22 protein-coding genes are annotated in these 20,755 nt (G+C 37.3%); 16 read left to right on the top strand and 6 right to left on the bottom strand.

Annotated elements, in window-relative coordinates; genetic code table 11:
* Positions 1–21: 21 nt before the first annotated feature.
* Positions 22–426 carry a hypothetical protein gene (locus tag ACH6EI_RS14445; protein WP_028413597.1) on the bottom strand — a complete coding sequence of 135 codons (405 nt, stop codon included), beginning with the start codon at positions 424–426 and terminating at the stop codon, positions 22–24.
* Positions 427–924: 498 nt separating this feature from the next.
* Here ACH6EI_RS14445 and ACH6EI_RS14440 point away from each other — a divergent pair, with 498 nt between their 5' ends.
* Together ACH6EI_RS14440 and ACH6EI_RS14435 are read left to right on the top strand one after the other, a co-directional pair.
* The gene (locus ACH6EI_RS14440) at positions 925–2,634 is read left to right on the top strand and encodes an NAD-dependent malic enzyme (RefSeq protein WP_034269256.1); all 1,710 of its coding nucleotides are present in this window, start codon (positions 925–927) and stop codon (positions 2,632–2,634) included.
* Between the two features lie 143 nt (positions 2,635–2,777).
* Positions 2,778–4,121, top strand: coding sequence for a 2-hydroxycarboxylate transporter family protein (locus ACH6EI_RS14435; RefSeq protein WP_028413595.1), 1,344 nt, complete (start codon positions 2,778–2,780; stop codon positions 4,119–4,121).
* A gap of 48 nt (positions 4,122–4,169) precedes the next feature.
* Here ACH6EI_RS14435 and ACH6EI_RS14430 read toward each other — a convergent pair whose 3' ends face one another.
* Entirely contained in the window at positions 4,170–4,991 is an 822-nt protein-coding gene (locus ACH6EI_RS14430) for a Cof-type HAD-IIB family hydrolase (RefSeq protein ID WP_013082899.1), read from the bottom strand.
* 305 nt (positions 4,992–5,296) lie between these two features.
* Entirely contained in the window at positions 5,297–6,322 is a 1,026-nt protein-coding gene (locus tag ACH6EI_RS14425) for an LLM class flavin-dependent oxidoreductase (protein WP_108674637.1), read from the bottom strand.
* A 327-nt stretch (positions 6,323–6,649) separates the two neighbouring features.
* Here ACH6EI_RS14425 and ACH6EI_RS14420 point away from each other — a divergent pair, with 327 nt between their 5' ends.
* From ACH6EI_RS14420 to ACH6EI_RS14365, 12 genes are all read left to right on the top strand, one after another.
* A complete protein-coding gene (locus ACH6EI_RS14420) occupies positions 6,650–7,180 on the top strand; it encodes a hypothetical protein (protein ID WP_028413593.1) in 531 nt (176 codons plus the stop codon).
* A gap of 10 nt (positions 7,181–7,190) precedes the next feature.
* Complete coding sequence (locus ACH6EI_RS14415; RefSeq protein WP_028413592.1) at positions 7,191–7,715, top strand: GNAT family N-acetyltransferase; 525 nt, start codon at positions 7,191–7,193, stop codon at positions 7,713–7,715.
* 26 nt (positions 7,716–7,741) lie between these two features.
* The gene (locus ACH6EI_RS14410; protein WP_028413591.1) at positions 7,742–8,008 is read left to right on the top strand and encodes a glutaredoxin family protein; all 267 of its coding nucleotides are present in this window, start codon (positions 7,742–7,744) and stop codon (positions 8,006–8,008) included.
* A 69-nt stretch (positions 8,009–8,077) separates the two neighbouring features.
* Entirely contained in the window at positions 8,078–8,899 is an 822-nt protein-coding gene (locus ACH6EI_RS14405; protein WP_033578803.1) for an amino acid ABC transporter substrate-binding protein, read from the top strand.
* A gap of 74 nt (positions 8,900–8,973) precedes the next feature.
* Positions 8,974–9,672, top strand: a complete 699-nt coding sequence (locus tag ACH6EI_RS14400) for an amino acid ABC transporter permease (RefSeq protein ID WP_108674638.1) — start codon at positions 8,974–8,976, stop codon at positions 9,670–9,672.
* A gap of 27 nt (positions 9,673–9,699) precedes the next feature.
* Positions 9,700–10,410: an amino acid ABC transporter permease gene (locus ACH6EI_RS14395; RefSeq protein ID WP_028413588.1), complete on the top strand. Its 711-nt coding sequence runs from the start codon at positions 9,700–9,702 to the stop codon at positions 10,408–10,410.
* Positions 10,407–11,180: an amino acid ABC transporter ATP-binding protein gene (locus ACH6EI_RS14390; RefSeq protein ID WP_028413587.1), complete on the top strand. Its 774-nt coding sequence runs from the start codon at positions 10,407–10,409 to the stop codon at positions 11,178–11,180. The genes ACH6EI_RS14395 and ACH6EI_RS14390 overlap by 4 nt, the downstream gene beginning before the upstream one ends.
* A gap of 165 nt (positions 11,181–11,345) precedes the next feature.
* Positions 11,346–12,068, top strand: coding sequence for a riboflavin kinase (locus ACH6EI_RS14385; RefSeq protein ID WP_034327933.1), 723 nt, complete (start codon positions 11,346–11,348; stop codon positions 12,066–12,068).
* A 1-nt stretch (position 12,069) separates the two neighbouring features.
* Positions 12,070–13,392, top strand: a complete 1,323-nt coding sequence (locus ACH6EI_RS14380; RefSeq protein WP_108674639.1) for an LLM class flavin-dependent oxidoreductase — start codon at positions 12,070–12,072, stop codon at positions 13,390–13,392.
* A gap of 169 nt (positions 13,393–13,561) precedes the next feature.
* Positions 13,562–14,065 (top strand): hypothetical protein, encoded by a 504-nt coding sequence (locus ACH6EI_RS14375; protein WP_223546550.1) that lies wholly within the window; start codon positions 13,562–13,564, stop codon positions 14,063–14,065.
* A 96-nt stretch (positions 14,066–14,161) separates the two neighbouring features.
* Positions 14,162–15,163 carry an N-acetylmuramoyl-L-alanine amidase family protein gene (locus ACH6EI_RS14370; RefSeq protein ID WP_028413583.1) on the top strand — a complete coding sequence of 334 codons (1,002 nt, stop codon included), beginning with the start codon at positions 14,162–14,164 and terminating at the stop codon, positions 15,161–15,163.
* 97 nt (positions 15,164–15,260) lie between these two features.
* Positions 15,261–15,440: a DUF8096 family protein gene (locus ACH6EI_RS14365; RefSeq protein WP_025752091.1), complete on the top strand. Its 180-nt coding sequence runs from the start codon at positions 15,261–15,263 to the stop codon at positions 15,438–15,440.
* Between the two features lie 56 nt (positions 15,441–15,496).
* Here the strand turns inward: ACH6EI_RS14365 and ACH6EI_RS14360 are convergent, their stop codons facing one another.
* Positions 15,497–15,877, bottom strand: a complete 381-nt coding sequence (locus ACH6EI_RS14360; RefSeq protein WP_028413582.1) for a plasmid mobilization protein — start codon at positions 15,875–15,877, stop codon at positions 15,497–15,499.
* Between the two features lie 471 nt (positions 15,878–16,348).
* Between ACH6EI_RS14360 and ACH6EI_RS14355 the strand changes: the two genes are divergently transcribed.
* Together ACH6EI_RS14355 and ACH6EI_RS14350 are read left to right on the top strand one after the other, a co-directional pair.
* Positions 16,349–18,208 carry an N-acetylmuramoyl-L-alanine amidase gene (locus ACH6EI_RS14355; protein ID WP_098112541.1) on the top strand — a complete coding sequence of 620 codons (1,860 nt, stop codon included), beginning with the start codon at positions 16,349–16,351 and terminating at the stop codon, positions 18,206–18,208.
* A 155-nt stretch (positions 18,209–18,363) separates the two neighbouring features.
* Positions 18,364–19,266 (top strand): GNAT family N-acetyltransferase, encoded by a 903-nt coding sequence (locus ACH6EI_RS14350; RefSeq protein WP_028413580.1) that lies wholly within the window; start codon positions 18,364–18,366, stop codon positions 19,264–19,266.
* A 20-nt stretch (positions 19,267–19,286) separates the two neighbouring features.
* Here the strand turns inward: ACH6EI_RS14350 and ACH6EI_RS14345 are convergent, their stop codons facing one another.
* Both ACH6EI_RS14345 and ACH6EI_RS14340 read right to left on the bottom strand, forming a co-directional pair.
* Entirely contained in the window at positions 19,287–19,832 is a 546-nt protein-coding gene (locus ACH6EI_RS14345; RefSeq protein WP_028413579.1) for a DUF4825 domain-containing protein, read from the bottom strand.
* A gap of 83 nt (positions 19,833–19,915) precedes the next feature.
* Positions 19,916–20,647 carry a ZIP family metal transporter gene (locus tag ACH6EI_RS14340; protein ID WP_394530672.1) on the bottom strand — a complete coding sequence of 244 codons (732 nt, stop codon included), beginning with the start codon at positions 20,645–20,647 and terminating at the stop codon, positions 19,916–19,918.
* Positions 20,648–20,755: the final 108 nt, after the last annotated feature.

Here is a 20,755-nt window from a genome sequence, read left to right as displayed (position 1 = left end):
GTCCTTAAGGGCGGTTTTTTTTTATGATTTATTTGAAAAAATATTCATGAAGGAGGCGTATGTCTGATCGTCCTCACCCTCATAGAACGCAAGATTTAAAAGTCTGTTAAGTTCGTTTGTTGATTTTTCAGTTTCTGCAATAATTTGATGCATATGAGCAATCTTAGACATGGATCCGTTGCCATAAGCATTTTTAATTTGATTTAATGTTAAATGAAGCGATAAGACCTCTCGGCGAAGAGCTTGTCTTAATTCAGAGGAAGCAGGGATAAAAAAGCGTTTATAAAAATAACTGGCTTCTTCAAACACCAATTCTCCATTCTCTAGCTCTTTAGCCGCAATTTCTTTAATCTCTTGATCGTCTAATCGACTGGCCGCTTCTTCGATAAGAAATCCAAAAATAATAGCTGTATCTGGTTTTAACATATAATAACCTCCATTATTATAAAAAAGAACTATGTAGTTTATATGTATAGATAGAAAGGAAAAAATATTCATAGTAATTCACTAATCAGCATAGACAAAAAAATAAAAAATATTCTTTTATAGGCAAACTAAAATTATTTCAAAATAAATTTTTTATAATTAAACATTTTTTCCATATTAAAGGATTATTTTGACTTTCCAAAAGAGATGAATAGAATAAAGAGGGTTCTTAGTACCTATATAAAAAGAAAATTGATAAAAAATATTAAATTCAGAAATTTCTACCTCTTTATAACTAAAAAATTGCTCTACTAAAATAGTTGACAGCAGAAATAGATAGGCATAAAATATACTATTGTCAAATGAATTAGCAAGCTATTCATAAAAAGTTAACGGACATTTGAATAATATGAGTAATATCCATATAAGGTATCAATTACTTAAATCTAACCAACTTGTATGCTTGTCATACAAGTCTACAGAAAGGAAGATAGTCGTATGCGTAACGTATTTTTTACAGATAATGAAACAATTGAAACGACTTTACGTGGGAAAGAAATTTTAGGAGCTCCAATGTTAAACAAAGGAGTAGCTTTTACAAAAGAAGAGCGTAAAACGTTAGGATTAGAAGGTTTACTTCCTCCAATGACTTTAAGTTTAGATGAGCAGGCAAAACGTGCATATGAGCAGTTTTTAGCTCAGGCAGATAACCTTGGTAAGAATGTGTATTTAAACGATTTACAGAACCGTAATGCTGTATTATTTTATCGTTTATTGCAAGATCACTTAAAAGAAATGCTTCCGGTTGTTTATACACCAACAGTTGGACAAGCAATCCAAGAATACAGCCACGAATATCGCCGTCCGGGTGGCGTATACTTGTCAATCGATAATGTAGAAGGCATTGAAGAAGCTCTTAAAAATATCGATGCAAATAGTGAAGACATTGATTTAATGGTTATTACAGATTCAGAAAGTATTTTAGGAATTGGTGACTGGGGCGTTGGTGGTATTAATATTGCTATCGGTAAATTAGCCGTGTACACAGCTGCAGCAGGAATCGATCCAAGCAGAGTACTTCCAGTTGTTCTTGATGTAGGAACAAACAATGAAAAATTATTAAATGATCCTTTATATATCGGAAACCGCCATGAACGTATCCGCGGTGAGCGCTATGATCATTTCGTAGATCAATTTATTTCAAAATCTCTTGAAATATTCCCTAATGCACTGTTACACTGGGAAGATTTCGGTAATGTAAATGCTCGTAATATTATTAACAAGTACGGAAAAGAAATTCTAACGTTTAATGATGATATTCAAGGCACAGGTGCCGTAACGCTTGCCGCTATTTTCTCAGCAGTTCAAGTGTCTAAAATGCCACTTCGTGACCACCGTGTTTTAATCTTTGGACCAGGTACAGCAGGTATCGGTATTGCAGATCAAGTACGTGATGCAATGGTATTAGACGGGATCACAGAAGATGAAGCATACAAAAACTTCTGGGCAGTCGATTTCCGAGGCCTTTTAACAGATGACATGGACGACTTATTAGGTTTCCAAACGCCTTATGCACGAAAAGCAGAAGAAGTGAAGGACTGGAACCGTGAAGAAGACAAAATTTCTCTTTTAGAAGTTGTCAGACAAGTTAAGCCAACAATCTTAATTGGTACGTCTGGTGTAGCAGGCGCATTCTCAGAAGAAATCGTAAAAGAAATGGCGAAGCATGTAGAACGCCCAGCTATTTTACCAATGTCAAATCCAACTCCGCTTGCGGAAGCTACTCCTGAAAACCTATTAAATTGGACAGAAGGAAAAGCACTTGTAGCGACTGGAAGTCCGTTTGAACCAGTTAACTACGATGGTGTGGAATATGAAATTGGTCAATCTAATAATGCTTTTGTTTTCCCTGGTCTTGGTCTTGGATCAATCGTGGTAAAAGCAGAAGTTATTACAGACAGCATGTTCGCAGCATGTGCACACGCTGTAGCTCAAATGGTAGACAGCAGCAAACCAGGAGCTTCATTACTACCACGCGTAGAAGAATTACGTGAAGTATCATATAACGTTGCTTTAGCGGTTGCTAACGCAGCAATTAAAGATGGCGTTGCAAAAGAAGTTCCAACAGATGTAAAAGCGGCAGTAAAAGCAGCAATGTGGGAACCAACATACAAAGAAATTAAAGCTTTAGAAACGGTAAATGCTTAATTTTTAGATAGAAAAAGCACAGCTTCTGAAAAAAGAAGCTGTGCTTTTTTTAGTTACAAAAAGAATTCTTAAGTTACATAACGTATATAGTTTTTTTAAACTTGTGTATGATTCTCTATATTAGAACCACAGGGGGTTATGAGATGAATACAGCACGTAAATTGGAAACGTTTACTCAAGATTCACAGCCTGAAAATAAGGGTTTTTGGAACCGAATCAACAATATTAAAGTAGGAGTTATTCCTCTACCGCTATACGTTTTACTTGCATTAATTGTATATGGCGCGGCCGTTTACAACGAACTTCCTCCAGATATGATTGGCGGATTTGCGATTATTATGGTAATGGGAATGCTGCTTGGTGATTTAGGATTAAAAATTCCGATTTTAAAAGATATTGGCGGACCAGCTATTTTATCACTGCTTGTACCTTCCGTATTAGTTTTTTATAATGTTTTAAATCCCGCGTCTATGGAAGCGGTAACAACTTTGATGAAAACATCAAACTTTTTATACCTTTATATTTCTTGTTTAGTAGCCGGAAGTATTCTGGGCATGAACCGTAAAGTTTTAATTCAAGGCTTTACACGTATGTTCGTACCGCTTGTGTTAGGTACGCTAGCCGCTGTAGCTGCAGGCGTAGCCGTTGGGATGTTATTTGGTTACGGAGCAAAACATACATTTTTCTATATTGTTGTACCAATCATTGGAGGAGGAATTGGTGAAGGTATTTTACCGCTTTCACTTGCTTATTCTCAAATTTTAGGTAGTTCAGCAGAATCTTTTGTGTCGCAAATGATTCCAGCTGCTGTTATTGGAAACATCGTTGCTATCGTATGTGCTGGCTTAATGAAACGTCTAGGAGAGAAAAAGCCAGAATTAACAGGTAATGGAGTTCTTGTGAAGACAAAAGGCGGAGATGGCATCTCAGAAGATACAAATATCAAGAAACCAGTAGATTTTTCGTTAATGGGCGCAGGTCTTTTAATTGCATGTAGTTTCTTTATTTTTGGAGGCTTAGCACATAAGTTTTTAGGAATTCCAGGTCCAGTTTTAATGATTGTAGCGGCAACGCTAGTCAAATGTTTACAAGTAATGCCTGCTAAGATGGAGCAAGGTGCTTACCATATGTACAAATTCATTTCTACGAGCTTGACATGGCCGTTAATGGTAGGCCTAGGAATTTTGTATATTCCTCTTGAAGATGTAGTGAAAATTGTGACACCAGGTTATGTAGTCGTATGTGCAGCAGTTGTTATGGCTATGGTAGCAACCGGTTATTTTGTAGGTAAAATGATGAAAATGCATCCGGTGGATGCAGCAATTGTAACCGGCTGTCACAGCGGTTTAGGAGGTACGGGAGACGTAGCGATTTTATCAGCTTCCAACCGTATGTCACTTATGCCATTTGCTCAAGTAGCAACAAGACTTGGAGGCGCTTCCACTGTTATTTTAGCTACGCTTCTTATGAAACTTTTAGGAGTATAAAATCAAAACAAAAAAGCAGCTCGGTTCGTACGAGCTGCTTTTTTTGTCTTATGAAACACTAACAGGTTTTAAGATGAATTCTTCCACAACTTTTGCCACACCGTCGTTCATGTTTGTATCTGTTACGTGGTTGGCTTTTTCTTTAATATCTTCAGGAGCATTTCCCATTGCTACGCCAAGTCCAGCAAATTCAATCATGGCAAGGTCATTATAACTGTCGCCAATAGCAATCACTTCATCGCGTGTAATGCCAAGCTGCTGAATTAATAAATGTAAGCTTGTCCCTTTTGTGACACCTTCTTCTGTGAATTCAAGGAAGTATGGTTTAGAGCGCATTACGCTTAGCTCTCCTTGAAGCTGCTTTTGAAGTTTCTTTTCAACGTGAACCAGCATTTCCGGTTCTGCAAGCATGAGTACTTTTACAACAGGTTCTGTAACGGCATCAGTAAAAGATGAAACAACACGGATCGGCAGACCTGTAATGTCACTTTCAATATCCGTAAATTTATTTTCTACTTCTGTTATAATTTCATCTCCAACGTACGTATGAATTAAAACTCCTTCTTCGCGGCTAATATCGTCGAGACGTGCAACGGTTCTCGGAGATAATGTGCTGCTAAATAGCTCTTCATTTGTTAAGCAATTAATAATTTTCGCCCCGTTAAACGATAAAATAAAGCTTCCGTACTTTTCTAACTCCAGTTCTTTGGCGATGTGAACCATTCCGTAAGTTGGTCGGCCAGAAGCAAGTACAACTTTTACTCCCGATTCTTGCGCCTTCATTAATGCTTCTTTTGTGCGCGGAGAAATAGTGTGATCATCGCATAATAGTGTATCATCCAAATCTAAAACAATCATTTTGTAAGGCATAATTTTAAATTCCCTTCTTCTACTAGACTCATATCTTCATATGGTACTATAAAAAAACGTTTGATTCAATTTAATGATTTTTTGAAAAAAAGAAGCATGCGTATACTTTGTTTGAACGCCTCGTAAGTAGATGAAACAAAGAACTTGAGACATAGCTAAAACAGCCCAATCAATAGCTAAAAGCAATTAAACACATGAAAGCTACGTTTACCATGACAACGAAAAAATACGAAGTAATAATCAATCATTTTGATTATTACTTCGTATTTTACTTCGACTAAAATTCTTTTAATTCAGCCTCTTGATTAGTAAGCTGCTAGAGTTTGATTCGTTTTCTGAGCATCTCCTTCACTGAAAGCTTCTTTTAAGAGCGTATAAGACCGCTTTTTTTGTTCAAAATCTTGAAGAGCAGTAAGAATAATAAATTCATCAATAGAAAATGCCTGTTTCAAAGCTTGGAGCTTTTGACGAACGGTTTCTTTTGTACCGTATATGACGTTTGATTCTTTTTCTTCAATTCGATAGCTTTCTTTAGACTGCTGACCAAATTCTTCCGCTTTTTCTTTGGTGCCTATTGTAGCGGATTTCCCATTTTGTAAGTATACTTTAAATATTTTTGTGCTGGATGCTAATGCTTTTGCTTCTTCTACGGTATCCGCTACGATGACGGAAAGGGCAACGAAAAGCGAGCGTGCATGGGATGAAACGTGCTGATTATAGACGGAAATCGCTTCTTCTAGCACTTTTTGATCACCATTAATGAATTGAGCAAATACATAAGGAAGATTTAGAGATGCCGCTAGCTCTGCGCTTGAAGCACTTGCTCCCAGTAAAAACATATCTGCTGCTTTTTGGGGCCTTGGATAGGCTTTTAAACCGTAAAGAGGGTGATCTTCCGGCAGCGTATCGTTTAGGTATTGTTTAAGTTCTATCAGTTTGTCTGTTAAGGACTTAGTGGGCTGAGAGTTTTGTTGCAAGGCTTGAGTAGAATGAGGTAGTCCTCCTGGTGCTCTGCCGATTCCAAGATCGATGCGATTTGGAGATAATGAGGCTAAAACGTTAAAATTTTCTGCTACTTTATAAGGGCTGTAGTGTTGAAGCATAACACCGCCTGAGCCGATACGGATATGATGTGTTTTGGCGAGCAGGTGAGAAATTAACACTTCGGGTGATGATCCTACAACATGTTCAGAGTCATGATGCTCCGCTACCCAAAAACGGTGGTAGCCAAGTTCTTCTGCTAGCTGAGCTAATTGAATGGTATGCTGAAATGCATCTTCAGCACGCTCACCTTCATAACGCGGGCTTTGATCTAAAATACTTAATTTCACTGAAAACACTCCTTAAAGTTGATAAAAAAGGTAAGAATAATTGGGATTAATTTTAGCAAAGGACTTTCCAGATGAAAAGAGTTTTTTTAAAGAAAAATATTTTTTGAAAAATAAGTTGACTTTGCCATTTTGAGGCTATATAGTTGAATCATCAAATAGAAAAGCCGATAAAACAACTTGGATAAATAAGAATTGAGTGAGTATGTTTCAAAGACACTTCACTTCATTCTCCGGTTTTATCAAAGAAACAGTTAAAGCTGATTGGTCTACCAAAGGCTCCTGAGGAAACTCTAGGAGCCTTTTTGCTGTAAAAAGGAGGGGGAAAAGGTGAGCGATGTATGTATTTTATATAACGGAAGCTCTCATAATTATCAACAAATAGCCTCAGTGAAAGATGAGCTAGAAGCTTGCTTAACCTCAAAAGGAGTGCACGCCGAAGCTATCTCGTATCATGATGTACACGCTTTGAAGCAGGAAGCGCAGAAAGAAGTAAAGGCATTTATTTCAAAAATGAACCAAGCTAAAAGCATTGTCGTTCTGTTATCGGGAGTAAATGAAACATACGTAGAATCTTTTGAACGGCTAACAAAAATATTGCCAGAAGATTTATTGTATAAAAAAATACTTCTGCCAATTCTTATTGGTGAAAATGTGAATTCTTTACTAAAAGCTAAGTATGATTTAAAACTTTTAGCGTCTTTTTTAGGTAGACCTTACTGGCTCAGCAGTCTTTTTCTACTGCATGAATACGTCTCTTTTACAGGTATTAACAATGCGAATGCCAAAAGTCGTTTAAAGGAAGCGGTGGATGAGCTGATTTACAAAGGTAATCTATCCCTTCAAACATTTATAAAATGAGGTGAAGAAAATGAGTGAATTATTTCGATTAGCTACCGTAGAAGATGCTGAAGAACTGTTGGATTTAACGCTTCGAGCATATGAGCCGATTCGAAAGCTAGGAATTAAATTTCCTGCTGCGACGGCAACGATTCAACTTGTAAAAGAAAACATTCAAAACAGCCGCTGCTACGTGCTGGAAAGTGATGAAAAAATCGTAGCTACGATTACAGCAAGAACGTATAAAGAAATAACGAACTGGCCTTTCTTATGGTGGTTTGCGGTAGATCCTTTGCTTAAAAAGAAAGGAGTAGGTTCTAAACTCTTAACGTGGGTTGAAGAAACGGTTATTCGAGATCAACTGGGGGCTCCTGCTGTTACATTAGCTACTTCTGATCGACACCCATGGCTGATTCCTATGTATGAAAGAAAAGGGTATGAACGCTTTTTTGAAGTCGATCAAGGAGAAGAAGGAAAAGGCGTATTCTTAAGGAAGATCTTACATCCCGAAAGATATGAGTTAGAAAAACACAAGGAGTTACAACAAGCTAATTAATCATTTAAAAGAAAAGAGGAGAAACCATGTCAGTAAAAATTTTATTATGGAATCGAAAAGGTTGTCATCATTGCGAAGAACTAAAAGCATATTTTCATGAAAAAGGCCATCAATATGAAAGTATCGATGTAGAAGGAAAAGATTATTTGCGAGATCTACTTGAAATTAAATACGGTATTCGTCATGTACCGGTCGTTGAAATTGGAGATAAGGGGCAGTTTAAAGGAGTTATTGAAAAAGATTATGAACAAATAGAAAAGTTGATTGAAGACTATTCACCAATCGTTAAATAGCTGCAACATCCATTTTATTAACTCGTTAAAACAATAAATTATTTTGAGACATAGTGAGGGACCAAACACATGAAAAAACTACAGCTGACAGCTATCTTTTTATCACTTCTTTTATTATTAGCCGCTTGCGGAACACCCAATAAAGAAACAGCAGCTAACGCAAGCAAAGACAAAGTGCAAAAAATTATTGTAGGAACGGGTACGCAATTTCCCAACATTTGCTTTCTTGACAATAAAGGAAATCTAACGGGGTATGACGTAGAGCTTGTTAAAGAAATAGACAAACGTCTTCCAAACTATAAGTTTGAATTCAAAACGATGGATTTTTCTAATTTACTTTTGAGCTTGGAATCCAACAAAATTGATTTAGTCGCCCATCAGATGGAAGTGAATGAAGAAAGAAAACAAAAGTTCCTGTTTAATAAAGAACCTTATAATATCTTTCCGCTACATGTAGTTGTAAATGAAAAAAATACGTCAATTAAATCAATTAAAGATTTGAGCGGTAAAAAGGTAATTGTAGGAGCAACGAGTAACTCTGCTAACTTAATCGATAAGTACAACAAAGAACATGGAAATAAAATTGATATCGTTTATTCAGGTCAAGGATCTGATGATACAAAAACGCAGCTAAAAACAGGACGTGCGGACGCTACAATTAGTACGCCGTTTGCAGTTGACTTTGTCAATAAGCAAGCGGACGCAGAGCAAAAAGTTGTGGGACCTGCTATTTCAAATTCAAAAGTATATTTTATGCTTCGAAAAAATGAAACAGGTTTACAAAAAGATGTTGATAAAGCGCTAAAAGAAATAAAAGAAGACGGAACATTGACAAAATTAAGCAAAAAATGGCTAGGAGAAGATTATACAAAAGCAGCTGGAAATAACTAAATCACTTACTGTGACCCAAGCCTTGAACTTGGGTCCTTTCGCTACCTGTAGAGGGAAACAAAGGAGAGAAAAAGATGGGAAAAGCATTTGATATAGAGCTGATTTTCACCTCTATTCCTCAATTATTATCTTATTTGCATATTACAATTTGGATTTTGGTTGCTTCACTTTTGATTGGCAGTACCTTGGGATTGTTTATTGCCCTGCCTCGTATTTATAAAGTACCGGTGTTAAGTCAATTAGCAGCAATTTATATTTCTTTTATGAGGGGGACGCCTATTTTAATTCAATTATTTTTAGTTTTTTACGGGGTACCTGCCCTCTTACAATTGATTCATATTGACGTTTCTAGAATGGCTCCGCTCGTATTTGTGATTATCACATATTCACTGAGCACGGCGGCGTCTTTTTCTGAAATGATGCGCGGTGCCATTAATAGTGTAGATAAAGGGCAAACTGAAGCAGCGTATAGTGTAGGAATGACCGGAAAACAAACGTTCACTCGAATTGTGCTGCCGCAAGCTCTCGTTGTAGCATTTCCTAACTTTGGAAACCTTGTGATTGGTTCCTTAAAAGATACGTCTTTAGCCTTTACCATTGGTGTCATGGATATGATGGGAAGAGGAGATACCATTATCGCAGCAACGGCTCATGCAGTTGAAGTATATATTGCACTTGCCATTATTTATTATTTTGTAGCCATTATATTAGAGAAATTTTTTATGAAATCCGAACAGAAGCTGCAAAAACACGATCAGCCTGTTCATGTATAAAACGAGCTTACTAAAAGAGGTGTAAACATGATTATTGACGTACCGTTTATATGGACAGCATTTGTAGAAATTTTGAAGGCATTACCTTTAACACTCCTTATTACCATCTGTCCATTACTAGGCGGATTGCTTATTGGTATTGCTGTTGCGGCTGTGAGAATTAATTCAGTAAAAATAATAACGCCTATTGCCAACGTATACGTATCATTTTTTCGAGGAACGCCTGCCATTCTTCATATTATGGTTATTTATCTAGGGTTCCCGCTATTGATTAATAAACTATCAAGCTACTATGGGTGGGGCTTCAATGCAAACAGCATTCCTATTGTCGTATTTGTATTAATCGCTTTGTCTTTTACAGCGGGAGCTTATATGTCAGAGATCATTCGCTCTGGTTTGTTAGCGGTAGAAAAAGGACAAATTGAGGCTGCGTATTCCATTGGAATGAATCGTTTTCAATCGATGAAACGAATTGTTTTCCCTCAGGCGTTTGCTTTATCTTTACCAAATTTATGCAATATCTTCATTGGCTTTTTGCATACGTCTTCTATCGCATTCATCGTCTCACAAAAAGAGTTAAACGGTGCAGCTAATATCGTAGCTTCAAATAATCTTAAGTTTTTAGAAGCCTATATTGCTGCTGCCCTTATTTATTGGATGCTGACGATGTTAATAGAAGGAATAACAGCGCTGCTTGAACGAAAATTAACGGTTTATAATCGAGGAGGGGTTGTATGATTACATTAACAAATATTAAAAAAACATTTGGTCAACATACAGTATTGGACGGTATTGATTTAGTTGTTAAAAAAGGGGACGTTGTGACCATTTTAGGGCCGAGTGGCTCTGGAAAGACTACGTTTTTACGCTGCATTAATTTCTTAGAAAAAGCAGATGAAGGAGAAGTTTCGATCGATCAATTTACGGTGCAGTGCCAAAAGCCAAACCGCAAAGATATTTTAACTCTTCGCCAAAAAACAACGATGGTTTTTCAGCAATACAATTTGTTTAAACACAAAACCGTTATTGAAAATATTATGGAGGGGCTAGTTATTGTTCAAAAGCTGCCAAAGGAAGAAGCAAAACAACGAAGTTTAGACGTCCTTGAAAAAGTTGGGCTTGCTGAAAAAGCAAATGCGTATCCAAGTCAGTTATCAGGAGGTCAACAGCAGCGAGTGGGTATCGCTAGAGCGCTTGCTTTAAATCCTGAAGTCATTTTATTTGATGAGCCAACGTCTGCTTTGGACCCTGAACTGGTGGGTGAAGTACTGTCTGTTATTCGTAAAATTGCTGAAGAAGGAATTACGATGATTATTGTTACGCACGAAATGAGTTTTGCCCGTGAAGTCTCTAATCACGTGGTGTTTATGGACGGAGGAAAGATTGTCGAACAAGGTCATCCTGAAGAAATATTTTTAAACCCAAAAGAAGATCGAACAAAGCAATTTTTCAAGCGTATTAACCCAACGCATTCGCCTTACTCTTATGTTTATGAAAAAACAATCTAATATTTTAATTTAAAACCCACTTGACTCATAGGAATAATAAGTATATGATAAAATCATCAAATTAAACAAACCGACTAGATCACTAGAGGTTCTTTGCACAATGTCACGCATTGTGCAAAGAACCTTTTATTTTTAACTAGACTTAAGGGAAGAAGGGTGAACGTAGTGAATAGAGGAGCATTAAAAGCTAAAACAAGCAAAAAACTTATTATAAAAGGCCTGGTTGTACCTGGACGGCAGCAAGGAAGACATTTGGGTTTTCCAACAGCTAATATAGATACTCAGCATGAGGAATTAAAAAATGGCGTGTATGGTGTCCTCGTTCATCTGCGGGGACTTGATCATATAGGAGTTATGAATGTAGGCGTTAAGCCGACATTTGGATCGGAACTATCTAAAACATTTGAGGTTCATATTTTGGATTTTAACGACGTTATTTATGGAGAGACAGTTCAATGCGACGTGATCTTTCGGGTGCGAGGAGAGAAAAAGTTCCCTTCTATTGAGTTTTTAAAGCATCAAATTAAAGCGGATACGCTGCAAGTTAAGCAAAGATTTCAACATATGGGCTATGTATCTAGTGAACATACAGCTTCCAAGCTAGGGCAAGCGCGGTATTTAAATCTTCCTGATCTACAGTTTTTTAATTGGTGCCACAGTCAATTCAGAGTCAATAAAGGGATTTACAATACAATTGATCAATGGTTTTATGACGCAGGAATTGAAAATATTCACCCTAGAAGAGTTCACGTTATTGCTTTTTTGCAATTTGCACAGGAAGGAAATGAAAGAAAGACCGAAAAAGAAGGAGTCCTTCGCTTTGGAGCAGGTGGTTTGACCAATCAATTACGAGAATTTATGAATGGATATGAAAAAGGAGAATGGTAATATGACAATAAAAAGACAATTAAAGATAGGGGCTATTATTCATGGAGTGGGAGGAAACATGGGGGCATGGAGACACCCTGAAATTTTGTCAGATGCCAGCGTTAATTTCGGTTTTTACAAGCAGCAGGCTCAAAAAGCGGAAGAAGGAAAATTTGATTTAGTGTTCATTGCCGATGGGTTATATATTAATGAAAAATCGCTTCCGCATTTTTTGAATCGTTTTGAACCTCTCACTATTCTATCAGCACTTGCTTCTGTCACTTCTCATATTGGTTTAGTTGGCACTCTATCGACTTCGTATAGCGAGCCGTTTACGGTGGCTAGACAATTTGCTTCACTTGATCATATTAGCAGCGGCCGAGCAGGGTGGAATGTTGTAACATCTCCATTGGAAGGATCTGCGCTTAACTATGGAAAAGAGCACCCCACTCATGATAAACGTTATAGAATAGCTGAAGAGTTTCTAGAGGTAACGAAGGGATTATGGGATTCTTGGGAAGATGATGCATTTATTCGAAATAAAGAAACCGGACAATTTTTTGAAGAGAAAAAGCTGCATCGCTTGCACCACAAAGGGGAATTTTTTTCTGTAGAAGGTCCGTTAAACATTGGCCGCTCAGCTCAGGGGCAGCCCGTAGTGTTTCAAGCAGGCTCCTCTGAAAGCGGAAAAGATTTAGCAGCGAAAACGGCTGACGCAGTGTTTACGGGACAAGATAATTTAGAAGAAGCGAAAGCTTTTTACCAAGATGTAAAATCAAGAGCCGTAGCGCAAGGACGCAATGAAAACGAACTTTTAATTTTCCCGGGAATAGGTCCTATCATTGGCAGTACAACCGAAGAAGCCGAAAGAAAATATGAAGAACTTGCTCAATTGGTAACAATTGAACATGCGCTCAACTATTTAGGACGTTTTTTCGATCATTTTGATTTTTCACAGTTTCCATTAGATGAGGCGTTTCCTGATTTAGGGGATATCGGAAGTAATAGTTTCCGCAGTACAACTGATAAAATCAAAGAAAACGCTAAAAAACATAAGTGGACACTGCGAGAAGTGGCGCTGCGAATTGCTACACCTAAAACACAATTTATTGGGACGCCAGAGCATATCGCTAATTTGATGCAACAGTGGTTTGAAGAAAAAGGAGCTGACGGCTTTATTATTCATTCAAGCGTTCCGCATGGCTTAGATGACTTTGTTGAACACGTCGTACCGATACTGCAAGAAAGAGGCCTGTATCGTACAGAATACGAAGGGAGTACGTTAAGAAGTAACTTGCAATTGAATGTTCCTAAAAATCGTTACACACAGGTGAAAGTTAACTGAAGTGGATTAAAAGAGACTCGAAGGAGTCTCTTTTTTTAATATTTTTAATATTAAAAATATGGTAAAATTATTTTTGTAGGTTATTCGTTTCAGTTCATAAGGCCTAAAGGGTTTTGAATACCCGGAAAGGAGTCAAATGGAAAAAAGACATAAAAGTAAGAAGAAGCGTATGATCATTTCGATATCTTTATCCGTTCTTTTAGTCGGAGGAGGAGCGACAGGATGGATATTGTACCAAAACGGAAAAATTCCTTTTTTATCACAGCAAAGTATAAAGGCAAGTGCCATTAAGGTGAATCAACAAAAAGTTGATAAGCTGGAAAGCAGCGATCAGCAGGCAAAAGATTTTATAGCTGAACATCATGACGTACTAAATGATTTGACGGGGTGGAGTGCCATTGAGCACCCAGACTGGCCTGCCGTACAAGAAGAAGCGGCAGCCATTAAAAATACCATTGGCACGATTGAAGTAAAAGATTCTGTTTTAAAGAAAGACTTTCAGCATATGGAGAAGCTTGCTGGACAGCTAGAGCAGACGAAAGATCAAGCAATGTTAAAAGAACTTCATCGTTATTTTCATGACTTAGATGTTGTGATCAATGAAGACGATGGATCAAATACATATTTTGATGTTACCAGCTATGGTAAATCAGTTGTAAAGACTTCTAAATGAGCCATAGCAAAAAGCTTTATACATAAAAGTAGTTTTGTATAACAAACGTCTTCGCTTATTTATGCATATGCTAGGAATAAGGAGGAGACAGGTTATATGAAAAAAATTTATTTAGATGCAGGTCACGGAGGGGCAGATCTAGGAGCCGTAGCCAGCGGGTTATATGAAAAAGACGTAGTGTTAGCTGTTCAACAGTACATCATCTCTTTTCTTTCTACTCACTATCAAGGATTTTCTCTTTGCACAACGCGTACAACCGATGTGTTTTTGTCATTAAATGAACGGGTCAACAAAGCCAATGTGTGGGGGGCTGATATATACTTATCTATTCATATAAATTCAGGTGGCGAAACGGGATATGAAGATTTTATTTATAGCAAAAATATAAATAACCAAACCATTGTGTTACGAAACGATATTCACGATCATGTGAAATTTGTTCTCGCTAAATACAATCACTCTAACCGAGGCAGGAAATTAGCTAATTATAGTGTGTTAAGGCGTTCATATATGCCGTCTGTATTAACTGAAATTGGGTTTATTGATACAGAACACGATGCAAAGCTCTTAAAAAATCCTCAATTTCTAAAAGATATGGGGGTGGCATATGCAAAAGGGATTGCGCAGTTTTTAAACTTAGAGCCTAAATCTACAAATTCTGTGGGAGATCCTGACGAGGAAGGGTTTCTAAAGCCTACTTTTTTATATAAACCTTTATGGATAAAAACAACCGAGGATAAGGAGACGTATAAGTATATCAATATGTCAGAGAGAACAGGTTATTTAAAAAAGAATACCCTCTTTCAAGTTTATAGTGAAACGCATGCAGCCTGGATAATTGATGGAGAACATTTTATTGAAAAAAAAGATACAATCATTGAAGGAGAAACTATCACAACTGCGGAATTAACAAAAGAGAATATGGAAACATTAAAAGTGTTTGTGACGAAAGAAAAGTTAGAAACAGCGGTAACCTTTTCTGAAGAAGGAGCTGCGGTAGCCATCTTTACACTTCACGATAAAAAAATATTGAATGTAAAAGCATTTTTAGATAGAGAAAAATGGTGGTACAAAGCTGAACGGATAAAAACATCGTGAAGAAACCTGCTTGTTTTTTTGAAGCTTTCACCCTAGTAATTTTACTTATTTTTGATAGAATATAAAGAGCTGAATCGTAAAGATGTATAAAGGTGTGATGGAGATGGAAGAGCAACAAGAAGCGATTGATTTAACAAAAGTATATGTATATGAGGAGTTTCCGGATAAAGTTGCAGGCAGATGCGATAACTGTGGACATGTGAAATTTAAAAGCTTAGTAAAAGACTTTATTTTTATCCGTACATGCGCAAAGTGCGGCATGAAAAAAAGTATTTAAATCCCTACTTCTTTATAAAAAACGCTCTTTTCTAAAATGAAAAGAGCGTTTTTTCTCTATTTAACGTATAAATGATCGCTAAGCTGCTCTGAAATAGTTTCTACATCTTCTTGCACATGTTTTTGTTTTTTCATCATTTCTAACAGGATTTGTTCAAGGTTCTGTGAATGATTTTGCTTATCTTTTGGTTTATGTAAATACTTTGCGATTTGATGCATATTATTGCTTAGCCGGCTTAGCTCAGACTCAATTTTTCGCAGGTTAACTAATAGTTCCACACCTGCTTCTTTGCCGATTAAAGGCGGCTTAACTTTTCCATCCATAATAAATTTTCGAATGAGAGACGTTCGTTTTAAATTATAGTGTTCAATAAGTTCCTCTAATTTTTCTTTTTCTTCTTCATTCAACTTAATTGCTGGAATGCTGTGTCCTCTCATAAGGTATCTCCTTTCAAGAGCAGTTCTTGCTGCGTTCAATCATATGTAAACATTCTCTTGTCTTTAATAATAGCAACCTTTTCCATGGTTAACTATGGTGAAAAGTTACTAAAATGTCGAACGTACAGTCTGTTAAAAAACTGGTAAATTAAGAAATTTGGTTTAGTAATAGTTGAATTATAGAAGTAATGTCATTATCTACAATATTGCTGCTTTATTAAAAAGGCAGCCAAAGGGATGAATATACCGCCTTTGTACTCACCATTTTTGAAAGCGCAGCTTTAAAGAAGAGGGATGGTTTTTATCATTTTTTCCTCCTACCACATCTTTCCTCCTAGTAACTCTGTCGAATCTTCTAGACTATTGTCTCAAGGGAATAGAAAGAAAGAAGACGAAATGGTTGAGAACGAGGTAAAGTCATATTATGTCTTTATTTACCTCATTTACATACTTTACGGGGGAGGAATACGTTTGAAACTAAAAAAACGATTTAAACTAAACAAGATAGGGGCAGCCATGCTTGCGGCTGGGGTGATATGTACAGGTTATACGCCTATTCATATGCTACAAGCGCCTCTAGTCGCTCAGGCTGCAGAGAATCAGTCGGACTCTTTGGAGCTAGCATTTGCACAAGCATCTAAAGAATTTGGTGTGCCAGCTTCGCTTTTAAAAGCAATTTCCTACAACAAGTCGCGCTGGGAAAGTCATAATGGAAAACCCAGCGCAGCCGGGGGATACGGCCTGATGCATTTAACAGACATCCCTTCTTTAGAAGATGGAAAAGGAAATGGAGCTGCGCCTTCAAAGCCAGCATATGACAAACAGCAAACGCTCTCCTTAGCTGCTAAGCTGCTTAAATCAGATAAAGAAAGATTAAAAAATGACCCTGTGCAAAATATTCGTGGTGGCGCTGCTGTACTAGCTTTTATTGCAAAGGACAAAAATGGAAACGTACCGTCTACTGATCAGAAATGGTACGACGCAGTCGCCGCTTACAGTTCTTCTCAAGATAAAGAAAACGCTCAAGTATTTGCCGATGATGTATATGAAACGCTGGAAAAAGGGGCAGAGCGTACAACATCAGATGGACAGCATCTTAAAATTTCTCCTCAACATATAGGTATGTCGATTCCTCGTGCTGAAAATTCCAATACGAATAAAGCGGATTGTCCGGCATCTTTAAAATGTGAATATATTCCTGCTTTTTACGGGAAATTCAGCGAAAGTCCTTCAGATTACGGAAACTATGATATTGCAAATCGTCAAAAATCAGATGTTCGCTATATTGTTATTCACGATACAGAAGTAAGTTATGACGGAACCATTGATTTGTTTGCTAACCCTAATAGAGCAGCTGCAAACTATGTCATACGTTCAAGTGATGGCCACATTGCACAGATGATCCATAACAAAGATGTAGCATGGCATGCAGGAAACTGGTATTTTAATACGCACAGTATTGGAATCGAACATGAAGGGTTCGCCCTTGAAGGATCCACGTGGTTTACAGAAGAAATGTACCGTTCTTCAGCAAGACTCGTACGCCACCTTGCCAAAGAATATCATATTCCATTAGACCGAGCTCATATTATCGGTCATGACGAGGTACCGGGTTTGTCTCCTAAGGCTCAATCAGGTATGCATTCGGATCCCGGGCCGTTTTGGGATTGGGGGCACTATATGGATTTAGTAGGAAGCCCAGTCGAGCGCCAGCATACAAGCAAACTAGCCGTTACAATTAATCCCGTCTTTGAAAACAATCAGCCAGAGGTATCAGATGCACCAAAGCAGCCGGCCAACTTTGTGTATTTGCATCAAGCTCCGAGCAATGATTCACCGCTACTGAATGAGCCTGCAGCTTCAGGGCCAGGAACGAAACAAACGTTAGACTGGGGAAGCAAAGCTGTAACGGGCCAAACGTACGCAGTGGCTGAGACAAAAGGAGAATGGACAGCGATTTGGTACGGAGGACAAAAAGCCTGGTTTTACAATCCGCATAATAAAAATACGAGTAAAGGTACGGGCATATTATTAACGCCAAAAGCAGGAAAAGAAGGCATTCAAGTGTACGGAGGAGCTTTCCCGGAAGCTTCAGCCTATCCTTCTGATATCCCGGTTAAAGACATGGTCCCACTTCAGTATACAATCTCTCCGGATCAGGTGTACGTAGGGGTAGAAAAAGTAAGGAGTGACTATTACTATGCACCCACTTTTACAACAAATCCAAACGATCACAAAATGATTGTGGGAAAAGATGAATATTATCAAATTTATTTTAATCACCGCTATGCGTTTGTGAAAGCTTCGGATGTAGAGATTAAAAAACAATAGAATAGAGTGTTAAAAGAAAGGAAGAGACAGGGTGTATAAAGGGTTTGTTTCTTCCTTTCCTTTTTAAAACCACAAAAATTCAGAATGTTATTGATGATTTTTCCTTATAATGGTTTTTTAGCTTATTATCTTTTTAAAAAAGGAAGGAATGTCCTGTGATTATAATTAAGCCTTTAAGTCAGTGTTCTTTTTCTGATGCGCTAGAAGCATTTAATAAGGGTTTTGAAGATTATTACATTCCGGTTGAGATGTCACTAGATCAATTCATTTGTAGGTTTGGTGTGGATCGTTTATCTGTCGAGCATTCTTTTGTAGCTTTTTATAATGACACACCAGCTGGAATTATGTTAAATGGAATAAAAAGAGTCAAAGGAAAGAAACATGCTTGGAATGGAGGTACAAGTGTAGCATTCCTTTACCGAAAAATGGGAATTGGTGAAGCCTTACTAAAAGCTACACTTGAGAAATATCAGCAGCAAGGAGTAGTGGAAGCCAGTCTGGAAGCATTTACAGTCAATAAAAAAGCCATTCACCTTTATGAGAAATATGGATATGAAATTGTAGATACGCTTTTCTTTCTAAAGCATAGAGGTAGTTTTCCCGCTTCTTTACTTAAAAAGAAGAATCAGCTTGCGTATTCGTTAAAGCGAAGGCTTGCAAAAGATATTCAGAACCTACCCTTTTATACATACGACGTTCCGTGGAAAAATCAATTTGACTGTATTTGTGATGGAGAATCGTTTATTGCGTTGAATGAAAGAAACGAAGAAGTTGGCTATCTATTATTTCAAAAGAATTTTTCTTCCATAGGCATCGTGAATTCCGTTACTTTTTATCAAGGAAGCGTTAAGGAACATATCTCAAATTCAGAGGACGTTCTGGCCTTTTTATTAGCAACCATTTTTAATATGTATGGACCAATTGCTTACAATACACATAATGTACCTGAAAAAGGAAATAGCTTACTCGTGAAAATGTTAAAATCATTTGGTTTTCAAGATTTATATACAGATGAAGGAATCAAACTTGAGCAGGTGTTTATGAAAAAACAACTTTAAAAAGCGGCAATGGGCCGCTTTTACTGCATTTCCGTAATTGGATGTGCATCATAAAATTCCTCGATTTTTTCTTGCTGCCCTTCGTATTTTGCTTTCCATGCTTGAGTCCCGTCCTTATAATTGCGCAGATCTGTTCCGTAGAAGTCGGTTAACTCTTTTCGAGTAATCGTGATTGTCTGAGGAACAGTCGTGTTAATAGTAAAGTGAACGCTGTCAACATTTTGTACGGCAGAAAGTAAAATGGTTGCGTTATGTAAAAGTGTACGTTTAGTTTTAACAGACGTCCAGCTTTTTTCAAACGCATGCTGATTATCTGTTGCAGCGTAGTTAATTGCTAAGTAGTAAGGTTTTTGCGCATTTTGAAAAGTTATACCTTTTAAATAAACGTGTCCTGGAAGTTTATTTGTTATTTCTTCTATTGAAGTATCACGTTTTAAAGAAGAAGTATGATGAATAGAAGAAGCAGAGACTCTTTCAGCAGACAGATTATTATGAGGTGCATAGGCACACCCTGATAGGCAAGTGAGCACTATACAAAGTGTAAGAGAAGCATCTATTTTTTTCATAATGGTAACTCCTTTTGTTTATATCTACTTGTAAAGACGAAAGACCTACACTTTTTGTTTCATACAAAATATAAATTTATTCATTAAAAAGACAGATAATCCAAAATAATAGAAGTTAATAACCCTAATGAAGCAATAAAACCAATAACAGGACCACCTTCTTCAAAAGCTTCCGGCAACATCGTAGAAGCAACCATGGCCACAATTCCACCACCGGCAAATGAGGCAATAAAGCCCATCATGTTTGGGGTAGCGTCTTGAAGAAATAGATATCCAATCCAAGAGCAAAGAGCTGATATAAAGAAGACCGAAAGCCATAATGAAAAAATTTTCTTTCGCTTATATTGGCTTTTTAGTAGTCCGCTTGTCCCGGAGATTCCTTCCGGTATATTGCTGATAAAAATAGAAACAACAAGCACCCAGCTAACGTGGTGCTGTTCAATCAAACTTGCGCCAATCATTAGTGATTCAGGTATAGCATCCATAATGGTACCAATAAAAATGGCTAGTCCTGAGCTAGCTGGGACAAGGTGGTTTGAACGTTTTCTTTTGTGAGCACCTTTTTTAGCTAAAGACATATCAAGAAGAGTAAAAAGTGCTGCGCCTGTTAAGAAGCCTAAAGAAGAAGCAATAATTCCCGCTTCTTTTACCGAATCTTGAATGAGCTCGTAAGCAGCAGCTCCTAACAAAACGCCCGTGCCAAAAGCCATAATATAAGCAGTCAACTGTTTTTTTAAAGGTACAAAAATAGCTATAATAGCTCCAATTAATACAGCTGAGCCTGAGACACCACCCCACATAAGGGCATCTATCACATGAGATCCCTACTTTCTTGCGTACTTATTTGTAGTGTAACCATCTATGTGATTATTATGAAACAAGATAAAAGAACTAAAAAAATGGAAAAGAATCACTGATTTAGA

The sequence above is a fragment of the Priestia sp. JSM ZJ58 genome (genome assembly GCF_044383985.1).
In the GTDB taxonomy this organism is placed as follows: Bacteria; Bacillota; Bacilli; order Bacillales; family Bacillaceae_H; genus Priestia; species Priestia zanthoxyli.
The sequence above is the reverse complement of the archived record's forward strand: the minus strand, read 5'-3'. Positions and strand labels throughout refer to the sequence as shown.